Genomic DNA, 26,615 nt, shown 5'->3' on the forward strand with positions numbered 1-26,615 from the left:
ACTTTATGGAAATTTTACAAACCAACTGGCTATGTAGGCCGATGATGATAGAGCAAAAAAGCTTTGACCTGTTGTCGCTATATAACGGAAAACAACCTATCTTTAAAAACGTAAAACACTATGTAAAGAACAATATAGAAAAGACAGCAATAATACCAATACATGGAATTTTAACCAAAAAACCAGGAGCTTTTGATGATTTTCTAGGCATGACATCGTATGAGAAAATTCAAGAAGAAGTAGAAGAAGCATTATCAAACAAAGATATAGAAACTATTCTGCTTGATATAGATAGTTCAGGCGGAGAAGTAAACGGTTTATTCGACTTGGCTGATTTTATTTACGAATCAAGAGCAAAAAAGAGAATTGTGGCAATAGCAAATGATGATGCGTACTCTGCTGCATATGCTATAGCTTCAAGCGCTGAAAAGGTATTTGTGAGCAGAACTTCTGGTGTTGGCAGTATAGGAGTAATAGCAAGTCATATAGATCAAAGTAGGTTTGATGAAAAGCAAGGTATTAAGTACACCACAATCTTTGCTGGTAGTCGAAAGAATGATTTAAACCCACATGAGCCAATAACGTCTGAAAGTCTGGAAAGCTTACAAAAAGAAGTAGACCGACTATATGAAATGTTTGTGCAGCTAATAGCAAGAAATAGAGGTCTTTCAATTGAAAAGATTCGATCAACAGAAGCAGGTCTATATTTTGGTGAGAAAGCAGTGGAAATAGGTCTTGCAGATGGAGTTACAACATTTTTTGAATTTATTAACAAAGGAGAAAATACTATGAATAAACAAATTACAACTGACCTAGAAATTGATGACCTAGAAACTGATAATTTAACTAAGTATCGTACTGAAATTATTGAATTAATACGTTTATGTAACTTATCACGAATGCCAGAGAAAATAGGAGAATTTATTGAGCAGGGTGTAAGTATTGAGCAAGCAAGGGAAGTTTTAATGGAATTACTTGCAGAGAGAACGAAGAAGACAGAGATACTGAGTGCAATACCACAGAATTTAGGAGAAGATTTGATGATGCAAGTAGCAAGAAGTCGTGCGCAATCAGGTATTTAAAATATTCGCAGTATAATAAAAGTAGAAAGTAAAGGAGAAAATTTTATGAATTGTATAACTGAAACAAATAATTTAGGAGATCTTCTAAAATATGAAGCATCAAATTTATATTCACGAGATCAAATAATTGTTGCCAAAGGACAGAATCTCAAGCTTGGTGCAGTAGTTGCTAAAAAGACTGAAGATGGTTTTATTAGGGTCTTGAATCCAACAGCAACCGATGGCACACAAACCGCAATAGGTGTTATTGCAAGTGATGTAAACGCAAAGGAAAATGCTAAAGGAGTAATTATTGCTCGCGGTGCAATGCTAGCAGATCATGCAGTTGTATGGCCAGCAAATATAACTGAAGAGCAGAAAACTGCAGCAATAAAGCAACTTGAAGGACGAGGGATCATTATCCGCAAGGGAGCTTAAAAAAACTATTAAAAACACAAAAGGGGGAAAAATGCAAAATCCATTTACAAATACAGCATTTAGCATGACGGCACTAACAAATGCGATAAATATATTGCCGATAAATTATGGACGAGTTGAAAATTTAAATTTATTTCCAAGTAGGTCAGTAAGATTTAGACATATTACCATAGAAGAGCGAAACGGAGTATTAAGTTTACTACCAACACAAGTTCCAGGAGCACCAGCAACAGTAGGAAAACGCGGCAAAAGAAAGGTAAGAACATTTACGGTTCCGCATATTCCACATGATGATGTAGTGTTACCAGAGGAAGTACAGGGAATAAGGGCATTTGGATCAGAAAGTGAACTGAAAGCGCTGGCAGACGTAATAACTGACCATTTACAGCTAATGAGAAACAAACACGCAATAACATTAGAGCATTTACGAATGGGAGCGCTGAAGGGAATTATTCTTGATGCTGACGGGTCAGAATTACTAAATCTGTACAACGAATTTGAAATAACACCAAAAATAGTAAATTTTGCCCTTGGAACAGCAACAACAGATGTCAAGCGTAAGTGTCTGGAAGTACTCCGGCATATAGAAGATAATCTAAGTGGTGAATATATGACCGGAATTCATGCCTTGGTAAGTCCTGAGTTTTTTGATGCACTAACTTCTCATGCTAAAGTAAAAGAAGCATATGAGAGATGGCAAGAAGGAGCAGCGCTAAGGAACGATATGAGGTCAGGATTTACGTTTTGTGGAATTACATTTGAGGAATATAGAGGGCAAGCAACTGATCCTGAAGGAACCGTAAGAAGATTTATAGAAAGAGATACGGGACACTGTTTTCCACTAGGAACAGCAAGCACATTTACAACATATTTTGCACCAGCAGATTTTAATGAAACAGTAAATACTCTTGGACAGCCACTATATGCAAAACAAGAACCAAGGAGATTTGATAGAGGAACTGATTTACATACGCAGTCGAATCCATTGCCAATGTGCCACCGTCCGTCCGTTTTGGTAAAAATAGTAACAACATAGTAGAGCCCTCACGTAGAAAACTCTACTTATGGTTTTAATATGTGTTGAGTATGCTAAAAAAATATAAGGATGCAATATATTTTTAGAAGCCTTTAGAAGTGAATTTGAATGAATAGAAAATGGTATGCAGGAAAATGTAAAGAGGTTATTGAAAGATTGTCTTATCCATTTAGGGGAGATAGCTTTATATGACTCAACCACTATCGGCTGAGAGCCGAAAGGTTGGATATAGCGCTGGAAGCGCGGTGAGAAGCTAAAGCTACTCCAATCTTATACTAGATATAGAATGAGGCTGATGTGCATCTGTATGTTTATTGATGTACTCATTAATGACTTCATCTGTGATATGTCCGCTGGTAGCACTAAAGTATCCTCTTCCCCAAAAACGCTTTCCCCAGTACATTTTATTTAGCTCTGGAAATTCTTGTTGAATTTTGCGTGAAGACCTGCCTTTGGCTCTTTGAACAAAATCACTCACAGCTATATGAGGAGGTATTACTACGAATAAATGTAAATGATCTGATGATATTACTCCGTTTTCTATCTTAATCCCCATTTCTTCAGATACTTCTGCTATGATTGTTCGTATTCTCTCCTTCATAGCCTTAGTTAATACTCTGTACCGATATTTTGTAATCCAGACTATATGGTACCTATGATAAAATACAGTGTGTTTTCCTTTGTCATATTCCGTCATAACTATACTTTATAAAGTACAGTTATGACATTGACAAACTAAAGTTTCTCCACCTAGAAGGTGGAGGCTTGTACCATCTTATGGAAAGTCAAAGGATAAGTCATATATGGTACAAGTATTAAAGCAACAGCCAGATAAATTATACGAGATTGGTGAAGGACAATTTGTGGAAGAAACTTTAGCGTTAGAAGTAAGTGCGTTTGATGTGTTAAGGCCAATAGTAGGAGATGTTTTTGTTATAGGTGACCGTAAATATAAAGTATATTCTCCACCGCTGCAAGATAATTCAGGAATGATATGGAAAATTCGAGCGTCAGGAGTATAAATGCGTACCGGTAGTATTATACAAAGTATAGATGCTGAAAGGAAAAAAGTGGAAAAAGCAATGGTGAGTGCATTAAACAAAACAGCAATATGGCTAAAATCAAAAGCAGCTAAGGAAATCAGTGAGGAAAAGAGAATAAACTTAGGTTTGATAAGAAAGAGATTAAGAATTTTTAAGGCGAAAACTAGCAGATTAGAAGTGTTAATTAGAGCAAATCTCTATGACATTAGAGCATCGACAATTGGCAAAATACAAAAAACAAGAAGAGGATCGAAAGTAGGAAAGCATGAGTTTATAGGAGGATTTGCAGCAGTTATGCCAAAAGGAAATAGCGGTATTTTTAAACGTGAAGGAAGAACAGCCCTGCCAATAAAGGAAATTAAGTTGCTACTAGAACCTGAGGCTTCAAGGATAATAGAGAATCTTGTTAATTATGAAGTTGAAAAGGTATTTGAAAAATTCTTCCACCGCGAATTAAGTTACATTACACCTATATGAATTTGCAAGATTTACATCAAGCAATCTGCACTAAGTTAAAAGAAGAAATATCAGCAATACAGACGTGTGAAATTTATCCAGCAATAAGAAAAGAATTAGTAGCGCCAGCGGTGTTTGTGGAACTAGCAAGTTTAGAACCAGGTAAAGATCCAGGTACTGAACAATTAGCTCTAAAAGCAAGATTTGAAGCTAGAATAGTAGTTGATAGCACAATAGAAAATGCTCCTCTCATTGTCAGATCATTAGCTGCTGAGGTTGCAAGAGTAGTGAACAAGAATACCTGGGAAAAGAATGTATCTCCGGCTGAATTTCTTTCTGCAGAGCCTGATGGATTTAGACCCGAATTAGATGCATATTTGGTGTGGATGGTTGATTGGAGTCATCAGCTTCATTTAGGTAAATCAGTATGGGAAGAAGGAAAAATTAAGCCACATACCATAAACGTAGGAAATATAAATGTTGGATCATAGTTTTGCGATTTCAGAGCTGAATAGGAAGCTAGCAAACATTGTACGAATAGGGCTTGTAAAAGAGGTAGATTATGACAAAGCAAAAGTAAGAGTAAAAATAGGAGAACTTTTAACAGATTATTTACCTTGGATAACGAGCAAAGCAGGAAAAGATAGAGATTGGTCTCCGCCAGATATCGATGAACAAGTAATGGTATTTTCTCCTCTTGGTGAACTATCATTAGGAGTAGTGTTAGCAGGAATATATCAGGAAAAATACCCTGCACCAGAGAATAAAAAAGAAATAAATAGTGTAAAATTTCAAGATGGGACAAGATTATTATATGATAAAGAGAAGCATAATTTAGAGATTGAAGTAGTAGACAAAATAACACTTAAGGCTGGGGGATCAAGTATAGAAATGACAAAAAGTGGAATAAAACTGAAAGCAGAAAGGATCGACTTAAATTGAACAAAGGAATAGTGAGGTTAGGAGACTACTGTGGAGAAGCTATACCACATTTCTGCATTAGCGGAAGTAATAATGTTTTTGTAAACGGTAAGTCAATATGTAGACAAGGAGACAGTTTTAGTGAAGGAAGAGCATTAACTGAAGGATCAAAAACAGTGTTTGCAAATGGTCTTAGTGTAGGAAGAGTAGGAGATATGTGGGTTTAAAGTAATAAAAGGCAGTGAAAGCGTTTTTGCAAAATAGAAATGAAGGGTATGGATGCTAAAACAGGAAAAGCGTTAGAAGGAATAGAACACTTAAAGCAATCAATAATTGATATACTGACCACTCCTATTAAGAGTAGAATAATGAGAAGAGATTATGGATCAAGATTATTTGAGTTAGTAGATAAGCCAATAAATAGGGATTTAACTTTGGAAATTTACGCAGCAACTGCAGAAGCTTTGGAAAAATGGGAAAAAAGATTTAAGTTAGAAAAAGTAAAAATAACAGAAGTGAAAGAAGGAAAAGTAACGCTTGACCTAGAAGGATTGTACTTACCAAGTGGAAAAAATATTCGCTTTGATGGAGTTGTGGTATAAAGATGGAGCAGCCTAACATTATTGAGCCACTGAACTTCGAAGAAATTCTGTCTCGGATGAGGGAAGAGTTGGTGAAGCGTGACGCAAGTTTTACAGCATTAGTTGAAAGTGATCCAGCGATAAAGATTCTGGAGGTAGCAGCATGGAGAGAACTTTTGCTCAGACAAAGGATAAACGAAGCTGTAAAGGGTAATTTACTTAAATTTGCGATAGGAGAAGATCTTGATAATTTGGCTGAATTTTATGGAGTAGAGAGAGAAAAAGAAGAAGATGACGAACGATTTAGAAAGAGGGTAAAAGCAAAAGTAAAAGGCTGGAGCACATGTGGGAGCAAGGAGTATTATAGGTATTATGCACTGTCAGCAGATAGTAGAGTAAAAGATGCACTAGTGGAATCACCTATACCAGGGAAAGTACAAATTTCAATCTTATCAACACAAACTGGCATAGCGTTAGAAGAGCTACTTGAAATTGTAAGAAAGCAAGTTACTAGAGATGATATAAGGGTTTTAACCGATACAGTAACAGTGATAGGTTGCAATATTACGGAAGTAGATATCCACAGCAGAATGAGCATAAGTCCTTTAATATCAGAGGAAGAAATCAAGAAGCAGTTTATTGAGAAGTTTGAATTAGCAAAAAGATTAGGATGGAATGTAACAAGATCTTGGATAATAGCAAACCTATTTGTAGAGGGTGTAGAGAATGTAGAATTAATCGAGCCAAAAGAAGATGTTGTGGTGCTAGGTAATGAGTGTGCTGCTTTAAGAAACTTAGAGATTGAGTTGAATTAATGTTATTGCCACCAAATGCAACAAAACAGGAAAAAGCGCTAGTAGATGCAACGGATTATAAAGTTGATCCAAGTTGCATCAGAGGGTTTAAGTTTAGTCTTAAAGAAGAAACATTGCCGTGGTTGATTGAGGAATATGAATTGGGGGAGATACTACGCTGGGTAAAAGATAAAAGAAGAGCGATAGTAGAAGGAGTAAAGTTTCAAAGACTGAGAGGAACCCCAGAATCACTCAAAATAGCACTAAAATGGGCAAATATAGAAGATATTACAATTATCGAAGAACCACCTGGAAAACATTTTTTTGAGCTGCAAATTGGAATAAAGGATGTGCCAAATGACTTTTTTGTAGATGCAGTTGTAGAATTGGCAAAGCTGTCATTACCAGCAAGATCAAGGCTAATGAGGATTTTCAATGACCACTACAACATTGATAGGTTTATTTTAGATGAAAGCTTTTTTGGAAGTTTGTTATCGGATTACTCGGGGATAAAAATTGAAAAAGATGGACCAGTACTGTCATTCGGTAGAAAGAACACATTTGAGCTAAAAAGCTTAAATCCAAATTTTAAGTTTAGCACTTTTCGGATTCATTATGAGCAAGCATTTAGTAATGACATATATCGGTTGAATGTAGCAGTGCTTGGGGAAACAGAGCCTCACACAAAGGATTACAAAGGCATTTATGAAAGAAGTCATCAGTGGTATAACTTAAAAGCCCTGTATCCTCTAACTCAAAGCTTATTACCGTCGATTAAATTTGCAAAAGCGCAGATTGTACTGTCAGATAGCTGGAAATTAGGAGAAATAAATAGCTGTTTTCCGGTTGGTAGAATAGAAGAAGAAGGAAATAAATTTGTATTGGGAAACGATAAACTTTCAGGGCAACGTTGGAATTTAAAACACAAGCCAATTTTAGAAAGGTTTAGCGTTACTCACCACTACAAAATAGAAAATTATACAGATCAGAAGGTCAGAAAATATGTTTTAGCAGAACACAACATTTACTATAAAAACGACTTATATTCAGAGCAAAAAGACTCAATACACGAATTAGAAAAGCACATTTTAGTGTTTTACCCGGGAGTACTGAAATGGCACGAACATCGACATTTGCACAGAAGTTGGAAAAATAGTCAAGTAATATGTCTAATAAGTTAAGTATTTATATTTAGATCCTCATATATTATATTAATAATAGGTAAAAGTGTATGAAATAAAAAGAAAAGGACTTGCTTTCTCATGCTAAAAAGGACATGACTTGAATAGCGGCAGGTAAATATAAGAAATTTGTCTGGCGCTAGAAAAGCTAATTTTATGAGGTATGAAATGAGTTTTAGCAAGAGTAAGTTTTTTAAAGAAGTATCAAGTAACGGATTTAAAAATATTAACAAAAAAAATGAAGAAGGAGAGACGATCTTGCATCAAGCAGTAGAAATCTCTGATTACAAAACAGTGAGATTATTAATAAAAAAAGGATCAGAGGTAAATGCAAGAGATAAAAAGGGTTATACACCACTACACTGTGCAGTATTTGCGAAAAGCTTAGAAAATGTAAAAGTGTTGCTAAGGTCGGGAGCGGAAGTAAATGCCACTCAATATGTCACTGGATGTACGCCACTACACTCTGCGTGCAAAATAGGAGGAGTTGAAATAATAAAAGAGCTAGTAAAAGCAGGAGCTGAGGTTAATCAACTGAATAAATATGGTGCAACACCAATGTATTACATTTGGGAAAGTGAAAAGTATTGCCTATGTGATAGCAAAGAAAGTGAAAAGGCGAGCAAATTTCTGAGAGAAAAAGGTGGAGTAACAAAAAGTAGAGAACTGACGTGCTATGGAATAGAGAGGCTAGTGGGAGAAATAGCAGACATGTTGAATGGAAGCTACATGCCGGAGCTAAAAATAATAGAGATAGGAGAAATAAGGAAGAGAGACAAATCACTAATAAAGGAAGAATGTGAAAATTTAGCAAGCAAAATAATGAGCCAAGTAAGTGAAATGATAGATGAGGTAGAAAATGTAGTAGGAAGAAAGGCTTAAAAAGGGGACTTGATTTTAAAGAAAAGGTGAGGTGGATTATGTTAAAGCTTGGCAAATTTAATAAGTCAGCAGAAGAATTATTAGAGAACTCACATGAAAATATTTATGCAAGAGACGAGAAGGAACTGCATTATGCGGTAGACGCAAAAACAGTGAAGTTATTAGTCGAAAAAGGAGCGAATGTGAATGCTAAAGATATAGAAGGACACACAGCACTGCACCTAGCGGTAACGGAGAAACGTCTAGAAATCGTGAGGGAATTGATAAAATCAGGAGCAGACGTAAATGCTGAGGAATATGGAAATAAATGCATACCTCTACACCTTGCGTGCATGGTAGGTGAAAAAGAAATAGTGGAGGAGCTAGTGAAAGCTGGAGGAGAAATAGAGCAAGCGGATAAATTTGGAATGACAGCGATGGATTATGCGAAAAATAGCAAAAAGATAACCGAGGTATTAAAGAAAGAAACAGACAGAATTGAGAAGCTATTTATGAAGGGCTAAAAATATGGAGAAAGAAATAGAAAAGAAAGTAATGAATTTAGAGAAAAAACCTTTGAATGAGCTGAGAAAAATATGGAAGAAGGTATTTGTGGAAGAAGCACCTAGATACTCAAAGAAATATCTGATACCAAGATTAGCTTATAGAATGCAGGAAAAAGCGTATGGAGAAATGTCAAGAAAGGGGACAAAAAGACTAGAGTATCTGGCAGATCGGCTAGAGAAGGGAAAAAGAATAAGTAGCGATAAATTACCAGTAGAAGGAACAGAATTAATACTAGAGAGAGGAGAAGAGACGCATGCGGTAATGGTGACAGATAAGGGTTTAATCTACCGAGAAGAATTTTTCACGTCATTGTCAGCAGTAGCAGGAAAAATAATGGGAATGAGCTACAATGGGCCGCTTCTATTTGGAATGAGAGATAAGGAGAAAGAATGCTGAAAGAGGTAAGATGTGCGATATATACAAGAAAATCAAATGAGGATGGTCTCGAGCAGAAGTTTAATAGCCTTGATGCCCAGCGAGTAGCATGTGAAAAGTATATAAAGAGCAAAGAAGGCTGGGTAGCATTGGCAAAAAAGTACGATGATGGAGGATATTCAGGAAAAAATTTAGAAAGACCAGCGATAAAGGAATTATTTGAAGATGTCAGAGGAGGAGAGATAGACTGTGTAGTAGTATATACACTAGATAGGTTATCAAGAGAAACAAAAGACAGCATAGAAGTAACGTCATTTTTTAGAAGGCACCGAGTAAATTTTGTAGCAGTAACACAGATATTTGACAATAATACGCCAATGGGAAAATTCGTACAGACAGTATTATCAGGAGCAGCACAACTAGAAAGAGAGATGATAGTAGAGAGAGTAAAAAATAAAATAGCAACATCAAAAGAACAAGGTTTATGGATGGGAGGAACTTTACCGCTTGGGTATGATGTAAAAGATAAGGAATTAATAATAAATGAAAAAGAAGCAAAAACAGTGCAGCATATATTTGAAAGATATTTGGAGCTGAAGTCAATGGCAGAGTTGGCAAGAGAGTTAAACAGGGAAGGATACCGAACAAAAGCAAAAACGGATATCTTTAAAAAAGCAACGGTGAGAAGAATAATAACAAATCCAATATATGTGGGAAAGATAAGACATTATGACAAACAGTATGAGGGAAAGCACGATGCGATAATAGAAGAGGAAAAGTGGAAAAAAGCACAAGAATTGATAAGTAATCAACCGTATCGAGGAGTAAAATATGAGGAAGCGCTACTAAAGGGAATAATTAAATGTAAGAGCTGTGATGTAAATATGACGCTGACATACTCAAAAAAAGAGAATAAGAGATATCGATATTACGTATGCAACAATCATTTAAGGGGAAAGGGTTGTGAATCAGGAAGCCGAAATGTAATAGCAGGAGAAGTAGAAAAAGAAGTAATGAAGAGAGCAGAAGATTTATATGAAAAATGGGGAGAAAAAGCAGAAGAATGGAAAAATTTAAGTTTTGGAAAGCAGAAAGAAGTAGTGAAAAAGTTAATAAAAGGAGTAATGATAAAAGAAGATGGAATAGAGGTGAGTTTAGAGGATAAGGTGGAATTTATACCAATAAAAAAGAAAGGAAAGAAATGCACAGTAACTGAGCCAGAAGGCAAAACAAACAATGCACTACTGAAAGCAGTGGTAAGAGCCCATCTGTGGAAACGGCAACTAGAAGAGGGAAAATATGCAAGTGTAGGAGAGCTGAGTGCCAAAATTAATATAGGTACAAGACGTATACAACAAATTTTAAGGTTGAATTATTTAGCACCAAAGATTAAGGAAGACATAGTAAATGGGAGACAGCCAAGAGGTTTGAAGCTATCTGATTTGAAAGAAATACCGATGTTGTGGAGCGAGCAATTAGAGAAATTTTATGGATTAGCATCTTAATTTACAAAAGCAACGGGAGATTGAAAAGAGTATGTGCAAGAAGGAGCTGCTACAAAGGGCCATGCCAAAAGATATTGAGATTGATGTAAGTCGATGTTACAAAATCAATTATGCGAAAATATTAATATAGATGATGAAGATTTTAGCATACTAGATGCAACAGTGGTAGACAATGTATACAATTTAGCTGCATATTTTAATAGTATAGCTTTTCTTATAGTAGTCCGAACAGGGTAAGATATGTGTTTATGGCTATAGTAGGCCAGTAGCATATTATGATTTATTTGGATTATTGTGAAAAGAGCTATAGATCTGGAAAAAAAATTCTGTAAAAGGTCGGCTCAGCCAATCGTGTTTTAATACAGTCTCATATCCTGAAAATACACCTTGTGGCCAGCTCCTGTACAATGACATCTCATTTTCCTGAAAAACAACATAAAAGAGTATTCTTAAAAGATTATTGATATCGATTCGACTCCTTTGCAATAATTTATTAACTGTAGTAATTTATATTTAAATAATAATTTTCAACTTTTATGGTAAATTAGCAATTTTTTCCCTAGAATCAGAAACTCTTCTTAATTCTTCACGTTTTACCCATGAACCCTTCTGCTTATTGGATTCGCTTATTAATTCAGGACGCATTAACCCACCAGATCTAGCAAAAACACCTCGGTCTATGGCTTCAATGACTGATAAACCTCCCAGTAAGCAATTTTGTCCTATTTCTTCATAATTTTCTATTCCCTCATTACAATCTTCTATTGCTTCATTATAACTTTCTATTTTATCAAGTAGAAGTAGGCCTTCTTCACTCACCTCTACTTTTATCCAATTTTTATTTTTCTCATCAGGATATAACCTAACTTCTAATTCTCCCAAACTAGTATAGAAAGTTAATACTACATCGCTGCCTTCTGTAAGATCTGTGTAATTCCTTATGCCATCTTCAATTTTAATTTCTACTTCACTATTACCGATCTTTACTATATTTCTTCCACACTTTACATCTCCATCTGTTAGACCTAAATCCCTTGCCCCATCTGTTATCTTTATAATGTCTATTTTACTATCTTTAGAATATTCTAAGTAAAAAACGGAGTTGTCTACTCTTACATCTTTTAGCTCGCTATTGGTTGCATTTTTTGCGATTTCAATAAACTTATGAGAATTGCTAACATAATCTATATAAGCTTTTTTTAGGTTAGTTTTATGCTCTTTAAATTCTGGTGTCAGTGTGTTAGCATCAACTGTATTACCAAACACTGCCCCTTTTGATACTAATTGACATATTATATTACTAGCAACTTTAGGATTTTTTTCCAACTCACTGATTTTTTTCATCACATAATCGGTAAAAGTGTATTCATTACCTGAAAAGAAATCTTGTGAAAGAGAATAGTTTAATCGTACACCAGACTTTATAGCATCGTTTACAATCTCTTCAAGTTCAGCCATATTTTGAGCTTGAAACATCTTATCAGAAAACTTATTTAACTTCTCCTTTTGATTTGAGGTTAAATTAACGAGTAATTTGCTGACCTGTCCTTTCTTTTGCTGACGATAAATAATATTTTTATCATAATCTAATGCTCCTGCTTCTAGAAATATTTTTCTTAACTCTTGAGCAAGATCTTCATTGTCCCAAGCAAAACGTTCAACATATGAGAACACTTTTGACTCACCCATTCCGTGCCGAATATTTAGCACCACTTTTAGGTCTGAGTCTCTTTTATGCTTACTTAAAAACTCCTTTAAATTTTTAGTGCAGTCTGAATCTAGTGCAAGTAAGTCATACAATTCCTTATTCATCTTTTTCTGTTTATCAGTTAAAAATAATTCTTCTATATTATAGCAGAGTTTATTAGTTGCTATTTGTTGTGGAGTTTTACCCTTTCTACTTGTTATATTAGGGTTAGCTCCTTTTGAGAGGAGAGAGTTTGTATTATCGTAATGACCTTTGGCAGCAGCAAGGCATAATGGTGTTTTTCCTTTATTATCTTGTATGTTAGGATCTGCGCCTGCTTCTAAGAGTAAATCTATAGCCTGATTTCCTATGCGACGAAATCCACCAATATTTGCTCCTGCAATCGCATGCAATACTGTTGATTGAGATTCTCCTCTTCTTAGGTTAAGAATCACTTTTAAATCTTTATTGTTTTTATTATCATGTAAAAATTCTTCAAGGGGCTCAGTATTATCAAATGAACCACAGTTAGAAGCTAAACATTTTAGAGCACTAAGTAACTTTTTGTTTAAAATTTTTTGACTTGGCGTAAGATCATGGTCCAGAGCAAACCAAACACAAATTTGTTCACTTAATCCAAGTTTGCTATCTATCAAAGATAATGGTTCATTATAGTTTCTGACTGATGGTAAGTCTCCTGAGTACCACATATCATTCATCAGCTCATTTAATAAATGCTCTTTAGATGATAGATGTTCTATAATGGACTCATATTCGAAATCATATAGTTCTGATTTGGATTTTGGCTTTAGTAGATTGATGATAGATTTTACCATCCCAGTAGACTCACTCATACTTACCCCTTAAGCTAAGATATATGATATATTGTATGCGATATGTAACATTAAGTCAATAACCATAATCTTTTTACTACTTATGTCGTTTGTTAAGTTTTTATGGTGAGTAATATAAGATCTTTAGACAATCAAGCAGTTTAGCATTTACCCTACAGTACGGCTTGTTGTCTGTTTTGAATTTGTTACTATCTCACACCAACTATTTTTTTTCTTTTCATTAGATAAGGTAATTTTTTCAGAAGATTGACGTAGTGTTTCATGTTTTTCAAAATATCCTCGTTTAATCGCATCATGTACTGAATATCCACCAAGTAAGCAATTTTCTCCTATTTCTTCCTTATCTTTTAATTGATCAAGTTTCTTCTTGTCATCGTCACTTATCTTTACTTCAATTTTATTGTTGTCTTTATCACTAGAACGTAGATGAATACTAATCTTTCCTACTTCAGTAGTAAAAGACATTTCAATGCCACCTTCTAAAACGTCTGTATAATTTCTTTTTCCTCCTACATTTTCAACTCTTACTATACTCTTTCCAACATGAAATATATGATGTCTAAAACTTAAATCTTTCACTTTTGGATTATTTATAACTTTTGCAACCTCAACAGTGCTATCTTGCGAATATTTTACATAAAAATATCCATTATCCATTTCTACGTGTAAAGCTTTGCCTTGGGCACTACTGTTTATAATACCTTCATCTGCTACGCTTTTTAGCTTGTTATCGATTTCTTCACGTTCTGCAAAAATCTCATAACTGAACCCATAAGTTGCATACAATAACTTATCATCATAAAAGGAACTGCATTTTACTCTTCCACCTTTTAATAGTAAATTACTCATGATATTGCGTATAATACCTATATTTTTATCATCTGATACACCCTCGTAGGCAGGAATATCTCTTATTCCCTTAGAAACTAAACTTGTTATAGTCTCACTATCGTCTGATAAACTCTCATAAGGTGGTAATCCCTTATGCTGTCGTATTCTATCAGGGATATTTCTTATTTCCTTAAAAATTAAACTTGTTATAGTATACTTATCATCGTTATATTTTGAATTGAGTCTTATCCCTTTTTGCAAATATTTATTTGTTATGCACTCTATACGCTCTAAAGCAGTGTTTGTAAAATTTTCATGCTTATCCCTATAACCTTGATCATTTTTTGTTACTACATCTTTTAACTCTTTACGAAATTCATCAATTAGACTTCTCTCACTTTCAGTCAGTAGTAGATCTAACTTAATTAAAGCAGAGTCTCTTGGACTAATAGGGTAATTTTTCCAATATAAATCACTATCATCAGTTTCACTCTGATACGACAATGTATGTTTTACACATGTGTCAACAGCCTCCCTAGTTTCATGTCTCTGATCAAGGTCATAACATTCCGAAGGATTACTTATTCCTTGAACAAACAAACTATAATCATCTAAATCTGTTATGTCATCTTCAGGCGTTGGTCCCTCATTGCTATTACACTCAATTTTTGAATGCCATGGCTCAGTATTTAATTCCTCTCCTAGCTTTTGTTCACTGATAGATTCTACAACATATTTTACTGACTCTGTATCCATACTACCTCCTAGCCTAGATATAGAATATATTATGTACAATATATAATATTGGTCAAGCTAATTTCAACACAATCTTTTTACTACTCATATTTTTGTTAAGTTTTTATGGTGAGTAACAATGGAGTATGTAGATAGGTTAAAAGTTGCTTATGACTGCAAATTTGAGCTAATTTTACTATAGATTAAAATAGTTAAGACCTATATTTGATATCACTATTATTAAGAGCGTGATGGATTATGCTTTAAAGGAGTACGGAAACTGCTGAAGTTTTTACAGCAAACCTGTATGGAGCAACTTCAGCAGAATAAACAAACACATGCCAGTATTAGTAGAGAATTATTTATAAGTCAATTAACTTTTTCAAAAAATATTTTAGTGAAGATACCATGCTAGCTAGTGTTATAAACAATTCAATTGTTTACTCCTTCAAAAAAGATCGTATATTTTTGAGAACAAGTTGCGTAAAAATAAGGTTATAAAAATAGAAGATTTAAATTATTTCCATAAGCTTAGGCAAAACAGTTCGTATGTATATATGGATAAAATGGGCTAATATGGCTAGTTTTAGCGTATAGCAAAGTCAGAATACAAAAAAGTTCGTATGTATCGCGCGGTAGACCAACTGATTCCAAGAAAAATTGTTCTCACCGTCCCTGGTTTTGAGCACTGAAAATGGCTATATTATTTAAGCTATTAGTAAAATACGTTGTTAGATTAATACTAATTTTCTTAAGGAGGAATTTAAGGCAAACTCATAATGAAAACAGAATTTGAAGGTAAAGAAAAATCCCGTACCGACCTTCTTAAGAGACTTTTGCCTAAAACTACTTTGGGTTAGAAAATTTTCTACAATAATGATTGACAAGTTTTAAAGATAGAATACTATACTTAAAATGTAATTGATAATCTAATTAATTAAGGTAGTGGCTATGTTGCGTTCAGATATTCCAAAAGTTTTGTTTTCGTCTATTAAAGAGGATGATCCCCATAGAGCATCTAAGCTTTTTCAAATTGAACGCTGGTGCTATGCAAATTGGCGTCTGCACCAAAAAAGTGGCAAAAAAGGACGTAATTTTCTTGCACAGGTATTGTCTAGCGAGGATTGTTGGAAAAAAGTAGACAATTTACACGGAGTTAAGCTTGATAGGCAAATGGTAGGTAAAAAATTGATTGTGCAAAATTCAAATAGTCCTTTTAGTACTGATAAAAGATATGAGATTGCCTGTCGTTATTGCCTGGAAGAAGATATTATTGCTCTATTTGAAGAGAGAAAAAATAAACTATCAGCTCAAGGTAAGAGCAGTCTGTTGGAGTATGGTCACTTAGTTAAGACTCTAGGAGGCAACCTTTTAATAGTTTTTTGGTCACATTTTGTTAGTGGTTACATCTCTAAACTAAATTTAGATGGCTGTCATCCATATGAGTACGGGCTTAAATGTGCTGTGAGTCTTAAGCAAGAGCAGGCAGTGGAATTCTTCTGGAATAAAATAAAATCATTACCTGAAAGTGAGATGAGCGAACAGAAAAAGGATGAAATCTTGATGAAGACAGCAGTATATGTAGCAGGGAACCGTTGTAATAGTTATCCTGAAATATTCGAGTTTTATTTTAGTCAAATAAGTCCTGATAAATATCCAGAACTTCTAAAAAGAGACTTAGCTGAAAATGGTTATTATGGTAGTCTAAACACGCTACAGGGTGCACTTCGCTTTGATCAATTTCAAGCATTGTTTGACTATTTGAAACCAAGTAATGTTTCAGAAGATAAATATCTTGTCTGGCTACACTATATAAAAACAGAAAACAGCTCATATTATGCTGGTGAAGGTGCAAAGCTTTTCATGCATATGTGGAGAAAGGAGGGATTTGATAGCCATCGTACTTATGTGCTGAAGGAAGAAGTTTGTAATAGATCTTGCTTTCTTGTTACAAGTTTATTAGTACCTTGGGTAAATCAAAATTACATGGAACCGGTATGGGCAATATTAGATAAGGCTAATTCTGATCAAATTAAAGAATTTATGGATTCTAGGCAAGCGGAGTATATACGATCTGTGTTAGAGCAAAGAGATATTGATTCATTAAATAAATTTTTATCATACGGTAAGTCTACAGCTGAAGGGTTTACTAGCTTGACTGAGGTTAAATTAAGCAAAGCATGTGAGCAATTAGGGTTGGGCAATTAAGGTATTATAAGGCAATTCTATAAAACAGGTGATGGTTTCTTGTTACTACTTTAGCTTCTGTCAAAAAGGCGTTGCATTATAATATAAATGTTATATATCCAAGTTAGTATGCAGGTAAAAATAGCTTATATTGTTGATATCTCTGATAATAAATAGTGGATTTGGTATAATGTAATGAAGGGGGCTTTATGTTTAAGACACAATATCTAACAGATCACCTAAAAAAAGAAGGCGTTAATTCAAAGATTACCGAATTATCGGATCAAATACAATATATAGAGCAAGCTAAAGAATTTTATCAACTTAAGCGTTATCGTAGATCTGATGTTGATTCCGAAAGTGGAAGTCAGGTTAAGAGAATCGATGTTCCAGGAGACGGTAGTTGCTTATTTTGGTCTGTTACTATGGCTTACTTAATACCCGTCAGAAACGACGATGCTTTATTTCGACAAAGGTATGAAGTACTATTTGGAAATGATGGAACTGTAACCCAAAATTTAGATCATATTAGAGGTTTGGTTCGGAATTTAGGTGCTGCGAATTATGATGATACATTTGCAAATTTAGTAAGAAACGTATTTCGTAATCGAGTAGTTGATCACATAAGTTCTTATAGAAATGAGTTCAGAGATTTTGTTGAAGGTGATTTTGAGCGTTACTTGGAAAACATGAGGAACCCTGATACTTGGGGAGGTGAACCTGAAATAAGAGCAATGAGTGGAATGCTTAGCGCAACGATTAGTGTTTCTGGTGAGGTTGAAACTCAATATGGTAATGGAAATACTCAAATACAGTTATTTCATGTTGGTGCACCAGGTAAACGAAACCATTATAATTTTGGTCTTGAAAGGAATATTATTGATAATGATAAAGAGCTTGCAAAAGGCTTAAAAAGAGTCATGGGTAAAGTAAGACCACAAGACTTTGAGTTAATACAGTTATTGATAGAGGAAGCAAGTAAAGAAGTTGGTATAAGCCAGCAAGATGAGGATTTTAAATCTTTTGAACCGAGATTTCAGTCATTTGTGGATCAGATTCCATCTTATTTACACTCTGTAGAAAAAGCAGGATTTTTTACACACTTCTTCCTAGGGAGCTTTTCTACTTTGCCAGATATAAAAATTGCAGAAAAGTTAAATATTAAAAAGATTTATTTTAGTTTTGATACTTCAAAAACTTTAAAAGTAGCTATTGTTAAAAATGGTCAAATTGGAAATGCTGAAGATGCTATTAATAATATAGATTTATTTTCCATTTCAGAAGGTAAGCGTGGCCATCAGTTTACTGTTAATGAGTTGGAGAACATATTAAGAAAGAATATAGATAGGAGTAAGATTAGAGATCGGGATGTTGAGAATGAGATCCTAAATATTAAGAATGAAATTCAAGATAGAATAAAATCTAGATTAGTACAGATCTATAAAGGAAAGGGTGATATTTTTGTTAATATGGAAGCTAAAGAGATACTTGATTCTGCTACTAGCAAGGAATTTTATGAAATAGAAAAAGGAATATGGAATAATCCGGAAGGTGATATAGCGAAGCTATCTGATTCTGATGCGCAAACAGTTAGCAGGTCTTTAAAAAAAGTTCTTGAAAAAATTAATAACGTTCATTCTGAGTATGTAGGATCAGTAGTCTATGATAATAGTGCACGTGAAGCAGCACATCATGGATTTATGGTAGGCGTTTTCATGAATTTCCACTATAGGTATAATCTTAGAGTTTACCCAGAGCAATTTGCAGGAAGGGGTTATGCAGATATTATCTTGCTGGCTCGTGGTCCTGATCGTGCATTGGATTCTATTCCCATTATTATTGAATTAAAAGCGGGAGCAGGTTCTAATGCTACTCCAGATAAGGCTTTGCAGCAAGCAGAAAGGTATGCACAAGGTTTCCAACCAAATGTTCAGCGAGTTTTAACTACTGCAGATAACATTTTATATGTTGGTGTCAACCTTGATAATCCGTCTCCTATCTCTGATATTAAAGTATCAAATCGTGGAGAAGAAATAATTCCTCTTTTTCAAGATATGTTAAAATCCTCTGATGATTGGGATACGCAAGAGATTGGTAAAAGAGAATTAAAAGAACAGATAAAAGATAATATGGAACGTATTTATCATACGTTTCCTGGTACATCAGAGAAGGGAGATAATCATTATTTTAGTAGGTTTTTACTAGGGCAATCATTATTATTAAGTGAAGATTCAGGAACAAGTTTAAAAAAGTATATTTTTATCTATGGAGACAATATACCTACTGAAGTGCATCCTAATCTTCGTAGGCTTGGACGTCCGGCAGCTCAAAGAGCCAGAGAAAGACTGTCAGCTAACCTTGATGCAAGCCATGCAGTTGTAACAATGGTGCTCATCCCAGAAAATACAGAGAAGTTGGTTTATGTGATGAATATTGTTGAAGCTAACAGAAAAGATGTTTTGAACGGGCTGAATGAAGTTCTTCCTCTTGATAGATTAAATAGAGAAATAGGGAATAGGGAAATAATCGAATTAAGTCTTAATTTTGATACTAGATACAAGTCAGATTTTAAAAGATATCTTACTATTTGGGCTGAAAAATACAATTCTTTACAAGAGTACAACAACGGAGATAATAGATTTCAAGGTACTTTTAAAGAAGTTACTTATCCTAATGAGTTAAAAGAAACATTTGATAAAGCACTAGATATCCAATCCTTATCAATAAGAGGATATAGTAGATTATTAGAAAAAATTGGAGAAGGAATCTTTCCTTTTAAGAGTCTCGTTAATAAAGAAGCTCATTTCCAGGGAATATTGAATGGAGTGTTTAGTTATTATAGTGACTTAAAATTACAGGAATCACCAGAAACTAGAGCATTAGTTTTAACTGAGTTTCAAACTGGTAGAGGGGAACGTATTGACATGCTAGTTCATGGTATTAAGTTTGTGGCTCAAGGTGGAAATGCTGAGGAGTACACTCCAATAGGGTTAGAACTTAAGGCATCAAGGCAGGGTAAAGGGGCTCAAGCTTTATTGAGGGAAGCAAATGATCAAATAAATGAAGAGTACAAAGAAGGTGTTACCTATAAAACACTTACAGATGGTGATGAGGTAAAATTTATCGGTGTTGTTTTCGATAAAGGATCTAATAATCCGAATAAACTTATTTTAACAAGTAGGACAACCAAGGAAGGATTTATTCCTGTTGAAGTAGTTCATAGTTCAGTTCATATGCTGCCTACTGGTGAAGCAACACAATCTTTGAATAAGTTAAATCTTAATGGCTGTGCAAAGCAAAGCAATAGAAAGAAGAGAAGTATTAAATGTTTATTTTCAAAGGATGATGTGGAAAAGTTTAGTAAAGGAAGGGTAGATAAAAATAATGTAGGTAAGGTTATAATTGATAGTGAAAAGTTCCTAACTTATGTTAAAAGCAGTCAAGATGAAGGGAAAAATGCTCAGCTAATAGAGTTTATTGGAAACAAAAATATTGAGGGTGACTATAAATATTTAGTTGATAAGGTGATTGGAGACCAAGGGTATGAGCGCTATATTCAGAATGAGCGTATCAAGGATTTATATGGTGACGTTTTACAGCAAAACAGTGATTTAACAAAAAACCCGAAATTAAAAAGCAGATTAATGAATGCTGCAGGTGGAATACAATTAATAAGAGGAATTCATGGTGCTATTGTATCTTGCAAGGATGGAACAGCAACGGATTGTGGATTAAATCTAGGTGGAATAGGATGGTCTTTTGCGTCTCAACCAATTGAGAATGTAATGGTTAAAATTGCTCCAAAAGTTGTAACATCAGCTGAAAAAGTTGTAGGAAGGATTATACCGGGTACTTTAGGTAAGCAGACAAAATTTGTTGTTCAAGTTGCAGGAGTAAAATTTGGAAGTAAAATAGCGAAAGGCACGGCAGGAGCTATAGCTGGTATATTTGATATTATTGATATAGGCATATCAGCAAATAACCTTGTAGACTGTAAAAATAGAGAAGATAGTAATAATCCATGTGGAGAAAAGGAGATAAGAGATAATATAGCTTCTATAGCCTTTTCTGGTGTGTCATTTGTTTCTGGTGTTGCTCTTACAGCAGCTAGTCTGCCTGGAGTTGGTATTGGAGTTGGATTTGGACTCATGGTAACTCATGGAGTTTATAGTGGTATTAGCAATATTATAGAGTATGAAAAGAAGTATGATACAACTCATGGTGAGAATTTCGATATCTTTTTGCATACGCTTTTACTTTCATCTATGCCATATGATCTGGAACACCTTGCAGCCAGAAATAATATGGTTAATAGTCAAGCTAAAAGAGCCTGGAAAGCTTTAAGTGATAGCCCTAATGATGTAGTTGCCTATGGAGTTGGTTTTGGGGTGGATAGCGACACGCCATCTCTTCATGCAGGGTATGGAAAGATTCTAATGAATAGAACAGATGCTGATACAACAAACCTTTCACGTGTTATACCTGACCCAATTCAAAATGCTACGATGATTTGCTTACCACAAGTCACTAGCGAAATTTATGAAAAAGGTATTAAAAAATCAGTTCCAACAGCTGTGCATCACTGTGAAAATACAATGGTTATTGCTGATAGAAGAAGAATGCAAAATGGTACAATAATTCTTTATAATTTAGAAAGCATAGATGAAGGTACCATTGTTGGAAGTAATACATTAAATAACTACTTCTTGATTTTTAGAGGAAACACAGGAATAACTGGTGGTAATAATACTGTTAACAAATTTATTCTTGTGAAACCTGGAGGTTTTTCGGGTAAAATTATTGGTGGAAGTAATGCTACTAATATACTTGACCTAAGTCAATCAACAGAATACGACTTTGTACAAGCAAAAATTGACTATCGTTTTAGACCTAACGCTCCCGGTCTTTTAAGGTTAACAACAAATCTTCATCGATTGATCAATGATTATGTTGATAGCAATGTCGATGCTTTCAGGTATAGCTATATTGGAAGGCAAAATAAGACAGATAATGTTTTATGTACATATAATTCTAGGCGCCTTACTAGAAACGATAATCGTGACGTCTTTATAAATAGTGGTGGAGGTTTGAGCAAAAATGAGAAGGATACAGTTGATAATTGTAAAAAAGTAGCTATTGCGCCATACACTAAAGTTACAGGTGCAGAAAATGATTATACCTTTTATATAAAAACCACAGATTACGAGGCTAAAGATTTATATTCAGAAATTGATGTAAAAGGAACGGGAACTGTAATCTTTCCGGAAACTAATCTGCTAGATGATTGTGATGAAATATCTTATTTCTCGACTAATAATACTTTATCTTTAAAAATAGGGCTGGGTCAAGGTAATCAATATACCCTTGATATTAAAAATTATATTAAGCAAGGCAGTAATCAACCTAATTTTATGCTGATAGATAAAAATGGTAGTAATATTATTCCTAAAATTGAGAAACTAGAATCATCCATTACAAAAATTAACTCGTTCGAGTTACATACAGAACATTCTCTTGATAGCTTTGATGCTGCAGAAAATCATTACAAGGAAATACTCATTAATAATAAGGACTATAAAGTCTTTGGTGTTGTTAGAGCAAAACTACAAAGCAATAGCGCATTCCAACATATGGTATTTGGTTCTTCAGGAGAAGATATAATAAATTTTGACCAAAGGAGTATGTTTGCTAGAGGTGGAAATGGAAGTGATATGTATGTTATTGATAGCAACACAGAGAAAAGAGAGATTATTATTGATAATAACTCAGGTGATAAAAAATTAGATATGTTGGTTATGCCAGAAGTTCCTGAGGAGTTTTCAATTCAACAGTGTAACTTGCATTTAAACTATAGTAATACTCATGTTCAAGTAAGAAATTATCTTAAGGGTAACAGCTATAGGCACCTTATGGTTATGAACAGTAAAGGAGAAACCTTTATTCCTTATGTACAATCAATGTCATGTGCTGGCTCTTCCGTAGAAAGTGGCAAATTATCTCCCTTTTTCCATGCCACACAGACTCAGAATATGTTTTTGTTGCCTAAGGATTTTGAAGGTGATCATTTAGTGATTGATTCTAATCTTGAAGATATCGAGAAATATAAAGATGAAGATGATCTCTTATTAACAAGAGAAGGTGAGATTCCTTTTATTATTAGAGTAGAAGATTTTTATAATGACCAAAGTAAATGGAGAGATGTTAATTTTCTTCTGTGGAACAATGGTAATTTTTTTCCATATTTAGGTTTACAGCAAGAGGTTGATGGAATAATGGACTATCAAGATAAACTTAAGAATGATTATGAAAAAATTATAAAAGAATATGTTATAGATTTCACTAAGTCTATCAGTATCACACATAATCAAGATGGCACTTTAACTTCGGTGGGGCAAGATGAAGAACGCATAGGAGTAGTGATATTAAAAGATATTACTCCAGATCAGATTAGGGTTTCCAGTAGTAATACAGATTTGGTGTTTTCCGACGAAGTATCTAACCATGTAATCAATGTAAAAAATTGGAATAATTCTGAGTCTTATAGGATTTCTACATTGGAATTCGATTTAGGGTTAGAACCAATAATAATCGGGAGATTAGACAGGTTTAGTTTGTCTGATATAGCAGAAATACAAGGTCTGATTAATAAAGCTTCAGAGATTTGCCAAAAGAAGGCTGGGTGCGAAGCTAACATTGAAGCTAAAAATAACGATGGCCAAACACTTTTTCATGTTGCTGCTCAAGAAGGCAAATTGCGTTCTATTAGGTTTCTTATAGGTAAAATTGAAAGTATGAATTTTGAAGATAATTTGTATTCAGAACCTGATGAACTAGTAAAAGCAGTTCGCCAAAGAGAAAGATTAAAGTCTCTCATAAATGAAAAAGATAAGTTCGGTTATACACCGCTACAATATGCTGCTAAAAATGGCAAGTGGGATATAGTTAATCTTTTCCTTGATAAAACTGCTGAAAGAAATCAAGATGACGTTGCAGATAAAGATAAATTCTCAACAAGCTGGACTACCGTGCACTATGCCGTTTACAATGGTAATATGAGTCTATTTAATGATATATTTCAATTTCTTTCAGATAAAGAAACTATGATTAATACTAAAGACAGTAGTGATTGGACACCTCTACACTATGCTGTATATTACAATGCTTTAGATGTGGTAAAATTTCTTGTGAACAAAGGAGCTGATATCAGTGTTAAAGATAAGGATAGTAAAACACCTTTAGACTTAGCTGCTCAAGAGAATGACACAAATGTAGCAGAGTTTCTAAAGCAAACGGAATTAGATAAAAAATTGTTAGCTGCAGTGCAAGATGCAGGTCTTAATGAAGTTAAAGATCTTATTAATCAGAAGGCTAATATTAATGCTAAAGACATGTACGGTTGGACGCTTTTACACTTTGCTGCTTCTCGTGATAAACTTAGTGTAGTTGAGTTTCTCTTCAATAACAATGCTAATATTAATGCTAAAGATGTGTATGGTAATACACCATTACATGTAGCTGCCCAGTACAGTAGTAGTCTTGAAATAGTTAAGTTTCTTTTAGACAAGGATATTAGCGGTATTAATAATATAACCAATAATGGTTGGACACCATTGCATGTAGCTATACAAGGAAACAAATTAAATACAGTCGAACTCCTTCTTGGCAGAGGTGCTGATATTGAAGTTAGAGATATTTATAACCAAACATCTTTAGATTTGGCTACTCGAAAAGGTTACCTAGATATAGCAGGAATTTTGAAGCAAGTACAATTAGATAGAAAATTGTTGACTATTGTGGAAAGCGGTGGTTTTAATGAAGCTAAAGGTCTTATTGCTCAGGGTGCTAACATTGATACCAATGACAAGAACGGTAATACACTACTGTATTCAGCTGCTGAAATCGGTGATTTAAACCTAGTTAAACTCCTTCTTGATAACGGTGCTAATATTGAAGCTAAAAACGGAGAATATCAAGCAACTCCATTGCATGGAGCGGTTGAAAACTACAGGATAGATGTAGTCAAATTACTTCTTAATCGTGGTGCAAATGTTAACGCTGAAGACAAAGACAATTGGACACCTTTACATTATGGTGCTGATACCAACAGTCCTGATATAGTAAAAGTTCTTGTCGATGCTCATGCTAATCTTGGTGCTAAAGGTAATTACGGTAAAACACCGCTAGATATTGCGAAAGACAAGGGGCACAATAATATTGTGGAATACTTAGAAAAAAAGCTCAGGGGAGGAAGAGGAGAACGCAAACGCCGTCATCACCATGGAGATCACAATTCTCATAACTTATCACGCAAACCCCTTGCTATAGACCAACCTCAGATAGCAACAAGCAGTGGCGCAAAACCATCTTCATGGATAAATGATTTATTTAGTCGGGTGAAAAGCTCTGTAGGTAGATTATTGAGTTCTAAATCTGAGGGGACTGCAAGTTCATTATCACAAGTTGATGGGCAATTTGCCAAAGCGTCGATAAGTAATAGTAGTTTCACAGGTACCACACTACCATCTGATGGTACAGATAAAAGACAAGAAAATGGAGGTTTCTTTCGAGACAACGTCGATTATGTAAATGCAAATCTAAAACGAATGTGTGAAAGGCAAGCACCTGTTAAATTTAAGCCTAAGGATAGAAATACAATATTAGAAATGGGAGATCACTATCTATCACAGGTTGACTTTAATGGTACAATAACTTTATTTGACTTATTGATTAGAAGGGTTACAGGTCAAAAGTATATTTCTACAATAGATCAGTCTATATCTCCACTAGAGGCACAGGAATATACACTCAATATTACAAAGGGATTTGAGAAAGTAGTAGAGCAAGCTGGATTAAAAAGTGGTGTGTCAATGCATCGATTAAATATTGATTTTGTGGAAATACAGAAAGAAGTTACAGGAAAAATCATGAGTGGTAAATTTGATGAGATTTCGGGGATTTTCAACTCATATGTAGAGAAAGCATGTTCTGGTAAAGAAGCTGGTAAATTAAGTCCGAAGAAATTTGAAAAGTTTATAGCTCAATTTAATAAGGGTCTGCTAAATCAATCAATAGAGCAGATATTACACAACAGAGATGGTAGATTAGAAGTTGATGGTACAAAAAAACAGCAGATAAGTTTAGAGCCTCAAAGTTATTTAAGTAATGCTTCAGTTCACAGCCATTCAGAAGTATCAACTTGTCTTTCTGAGATAGGAGTAACCAAGCTTGGAGGTAATATCAATAGGTAGGTTATAATATAAGAGGTGCAGCTATAAAATGCCAAGTAGTGAAAATTTTAAAGTGAAGGTAGCAAAATTAGCCAAAATAATTAGGGAAACCAGTAGCAAGTTTGATGGTCCTAATACTAAAATGGATGAAGTAGACATTAAATACTAAGTGGTTAATGTGTTTTCCATATTGAACTTACAGCACGTAGCTTTGATATAGAAGTTTGAGTAACGTTATGATAGTAATTTATATAATTCTATGTGCAATCCTTATA

The 26,615-nt window shown here is 34.3% G+C and carries 20 protein-coding genes and 1 pseudogene; 18 read left to right on the plus strand and 3 right to left on the minus strand.

The genetic code is table 11. The features are described from left to right. Positions 1-5 precede the first annotated feature (5 nt). The 3 genes from ABWU33_RS03000 to ABWU33_RS03010 are packed head-to-tail and all read left to right on the plus strand — an operon-like array spanning position 6 to position 2,535. Entirely contained in the window at positions 6-1,082 is a 1,077-nt protein-coding gene (locus ABWU33_RS03000; RefSeq protein WP_264377306.1) for a S49 family peptidase, read from the plus strand. A 45-nt stretch (positions 1,083-1,127) separates the two neighbouring features. Then, positions 1,128-1,499: a head decoration protein gene (locus ABWU33_RS03005; RefSeq protein WP_230609220.1), complete on the plus strand. Its 372-nt coding sequence runs from the start codon at positions 1,128-1,130 to the stop codon at positions 1,497-1,499. 31 nt (positions 1,500-1,530) lie between these two features. After that, on the plus strand, positions 1,531-2,535 hold the full coding sequence (locus ABWU33_RS03010) for a major capsid protein (protein WP_264376214.1): 1,005 nt from the start codon (positions 1,531-1,533) through the stop codon (positions 2,533-2,535). A gap of 259 nt (positions 2,536-2,794) precedes the next feature. Here ABWU33_RS03010 and tnpA read toward each other — a convergent pair whose 3' ends face one another. Further along, positions 2,795-3,232 carry an IS200/IS605 family transposase gene (gene tnpA, locus ABWU33_RS03015; protein WP_265024376.1) on the minus strand — a complete coding sequence of 146 codons (438 nt, stop codon included), beginning with the start codon at positions 3,230-3,232 and terminating at the stop codon, positions 2,795-2,797. A 106-nt stretch (positions 3,233-3,338) separates the two neighbouring features. Between tnpA and ABWU33_RS03020 the strand changes: the two genes are divergently transcribed. The 13 genes and pseudogenes from ABWU33_RS03020 to ABWU33_RS03080 all read left to right on the plus strand — a co-directional run bounded on the left by ABWU33_RS03020 (position 3,339) and on the right by ABWU33_RS03080 (position 11,056). Further along, positions 3,339-3,557 (plus strand): hypothetical protein, encoded by a 219-nt coding sequence (locus ABWU33_RS03020; protein ID WP_353280981.1) that lies wholly within the window; start codon positions 3,339-3,341, stop codon positions 3,555-3,557. Further along, a complete protein-coding gene (locus ABWU33_RS03025) occupies positions 3,558-4,055 on the plus strand; it encodes a phage tail protein (RefSeq protein ID WP_230609226.1) in 498 nt (165 codons plus the stop codon). It begins immediately after the preceding gene. Beyond that, positions 4,052-4,525, plus strand: coding sequence for a hypothetical protein (locus tag ABWU33_RS03030; protein ID WP_230609227.1), 474 nt, complete (start codon positions 4,052-4,054; stop codon positions 4,523-4,525). Before ABWU33_RS03025 ends, ABWU33_RS03030 begins: the two co-directional genes overlap by 4 nt. Next, complete coding sequence (locus tag ABWU33_RS03035) at positions 4,512-4,976, plus strand: phage baseplate assembly protein V (RefSeq protein ID WP_230609229.1); 465 nt, start codon at positions 4,512-4,514, stop codon at positions 4,974-4,976. Before ABWU33_RS03030 ends, ABWU33_RS03035 begins: the two co-directional genes overlap by 14 nt. Next, positions 4,973-5,219 (plus strand): annotated as a pseudogene (locus ABWU33_RS03040) (PAAR domain-containing protein). The gene ABWU33_RS03035 and the pseudogene ABWU33_RS03040 overlap by 4 nt, the downstream one beginning before the upstream one ends. A 2-nt stretch (positions 5,220-5,221) precedes the next feature. Next, a complete protein-coding gene (locus ABWU33_RS03045) occupies positions 5,222-5,557 on the plus strand; it encodes a GPW/gp25 family protein (RefSeq protein WP_264374884.1) in 336 nt (111 codons plus the stop codon). Between the two features lie 2 nt (positions 5,558-5,559). Further along, positions 5,560-6,351 carry a baseplate J/gp47 family protein gene (locus ABWU33_RS03050; RefSeq protein ID WP_230609231.1) on the plus strand — a complete coding sequence of 264 codons (792 nt, stop codon included), beginning with the start codon at positions 5,560-5,562 and terminating at the stop codon, positions 6,349-6,351. Continuing rightward, positions 6,351-7,511 carry a phage tail protein gene (locus ABWU33_RS03055; protein WP_353280983.1) on the plus strand — a complete coding sequence of 387 codons (1,161 nt, stop codon included), beginning with the start codon at positions 6,351-6,353 and terminating at the stop codon, positions 7,509-7,511. Before ABWU33_RS03050 ends, ABWU33_RS03055 begins: the two co-directional genes overlap by 1 nt. A 168-nt stretch (positions 7,512-7,679) precedes the next feature. Next, positions 7,680-8,393, plus strand: coding sequence for an ankyrin repeat domain-containing protein (locus tag ABWU33_RS03060; protein ID WP_353280638.1), 714 nt, complete (start codon positions 7,680-7,682; stop codon positions 8,391-8,393). 38 nt (positions 8,394-8,431) lie between these two features. Next, positions 8,432-8,896, plus strand: a complete 465-nt coding sequence (locus tag ABWU33_RS03065; protein ID WP_353280636.1) for an ankyrin repeat domain-containing protein — start codon at positions 8,432-8,434, stop codon at positions 8,894-8,896. Between the two features lie 4 nt (positions 8,897-8,900). After that, positions 8,901-9,335, plus strand: coding sequence for a DUF2924 domain-containing protein (locus tag ABWU33_RS03070; protein WP_230609237.1), 435 nt, complete (start codon positions 8,901-8,903; stop codon positions 9,333-9,335). After that, positions 9,329-10,819: a recombinase family protein gene (locus ABWU33_RS03075; protein WP_230609239.1), complete on the plus strand. Its 1,491-nt coding sequence runs from the start codon at positions 9,329-9,331 to the stop codon at positions 10,817-10,819. The genes ABWU33_RS03070 and ABWU33_RS03075 overlap by 7 nt, the downstream gene beginning before the upstream one ends. A 93-nt stretch (positions 10,820-10,912) precedes the next feature. Then, positions 10,913-11,056: a hypothetical protein gene (locus tag ABWU33_RS03080; RefSeq protein WP_230609241.1), complete on the plus strand. Its 144-nt coding sequence runs from the start codon at positions 10,913-10,915 to the stop codon at positions 11,054-11,056. 297 nt (positions 11,057-11,353) lie between these two features. Here the strand turns inward: ABWU33_RS03080 and ABWU33_RS03085 are convergent, their stop codons facing one another. Continuing rightward, positions 11,354-13,360, minus strand: coding sequence for an ankyrin repeat domain-containing protein (locus tag ABWU33_RS03085; protein WP_353280634.1), 2,007 nt, complete (start codon positions 13,358-13,360; stop codon positions 11,354-11,356). Positions 13,361-13,507: 147 nt separating this feature from the next. Continuing rightward, a complete protein-coding gene (locus ABWU33_RS03090) occupies positions 13,508-14,947 on the minus strand; it encodes a hypothetical protein (protein WP_353280632.1) in 1,440 nt (479 codons plus the stop codon). A gap of 930 nt (positions 14,948-15,877) precedes the next feature. Here ABWU33_RS03090 and ABWU33_RS03095 point away from each other — a divergent pair. After that, entirely contained in the window at positions 15,878-17,134 is a 1,257-nt protein-coding gene (locus ABWU33_RS03095) for a hypothetical protein (RefSeq protein ID WP_264376371.1), read from the plus strand. Between the two features lie 188 nt (positions 17,135-17,322). Then, positions 17,323-26,361 carry an ankyrin repeat domain-containing protein gene (locus ABWU33_RS03100; RefSeq protein WP_353280986.1) on the plus strand — a complete coding sequence of 3,013 codons (9,039 nt, stop codon included), beginning with the start codon at positions 17,323-17,325 and terminating at the stop codon, positions 26,359-26,361. Positions 26,362-26,615: the final 254 nt, after the last annotated feature.

The sequence above is a fragment of the Wolbachia endosymbiont (group B) of Cyclophora punctaria genome (genome assembly GCF_964028235.1).
In the GTDB taxonomy this organism is placed as follows: domain Bacteria; phylum Pseudomonadota; class Alphaproteobacteria; order Rickettsiales; family Anaplasmataceae; genus Wolbachia.